Source organism: Pseudomonas sp. NPDC087598 (genome assembly GCF_044743525.1).
Classification (GTDB): domain Bacteria; phylum Pseudomonadota; class Gammaproteobacteria; order Pseudomonadales; family Pseudomonadaceae; genus Aquipseudomonas.
This window is the reverse complement of record NZ_JBIUWQ010000084.1, coordinates 1-859: the sequence shown is the minus strand read 5'-3', so window position 1 is coordinate 859 and position 859 is coordinate 1. Positions and strand designations below refer to the sequence as shown.

Sequence of the window (859 nt, the reverse complement as noted above, 5' to 3'; positions counted from 1 at the left end):
CCGCAGCCCCCACCGCTCCTGCAGCACCCACCACGGATGTGGCTGCTACCAAGAAGCGACGCCGGCCTGCATTCACGCCGTCATTGCTCATTCAGTCCTCTCCCATCAGCTTTGTGGCCTGTTAAATCAGGCATCTACTAAATAAATCAATGTTACTTATAAAAATTTTGCCGAGATGGTAATGAAAAGCCCCAATTCTGACAAGGGAATTACCCGGAGCTCTCACCCTCAAGCCTTGCAGTATAGGGGGTCTACGAATGTGGCAAGTTGTCACAGCGCAATTCTTTTGATAAATCGCAGGCATAAAAAAACGCCCGGTTCCGTGAGGAATCGGGCGTTCTTTTTGAACGTGGAAGCGAAATTAACGCTTCGAGTACTGCGGACGCTTACGCGCTTTACGCAGACCAACTTTCTTACGTTCAACTTCACGGGCGTCGCGAGTAAAGAAGCCAGCTTTGCGCAGAGCGCCACGCAGGGTTTCGTCGTAGTCCATCAGAGCGCGAGTGATGCCGTGGCGGATTGCGCCAGCTTGACCACTTACACCACCGCCGATCACGGTGACGTAGATGTCGAACTTCTCGACAGTCTCGGTCAGCTCCAGCGGCTGACGAACTACCATGCGGGCAGTTTCGCGGCCGAAGAAGTTATCCAGCGAACGGTTGTTGATGGAGATGTTACCAGTACCCGGACGCAGGAAAACGCGTGCGGTTGCGGTCTTGCGACGGCCAGTGCCGTAATTTTGAGTCGCCGACATACTGTACTATTCCGGTAAAACTTCCGTTCTTGGGGCTGCTGAGCTGGCTGTGGGTGTGCAGCGCCCGCTTCGACTGGCAGCTTACGGTACTGGTCGCGACCCTGT

Annotated in this window: 1 protein-coding gene and 1 pseudogene; both read right to left on the bottom strand. The window is 54.4% G+C overall.

Features of this window, described 5'->3' with window-relative positions:
- Nucleotides 1–91 (bottom strand): annotated as a pseudogene (locus ACIOWE_RS27990) (ubiquinol-cytochrome c reductase iron-sulfur subunit N-terminal domain-containing protein); the annotation flags it as partial.
- A 270-nt stretch (nucleotides 92–361) separates the two neighbouring features.
- Nucleotides 362–754: a 30S ribosomal protein S9 gene (gene rpsI / locus ACIOWE_RS27985; protein ID WP_401398095.1), complete on the bottom strand. Its 393-nt coding sequence runs from the start codon at nucleotides 752–754 to the stop codon at nucleotides 362–364.
- Between the last annotated feature and the right edge of the window lie 105 nt (nucleotides 755–859).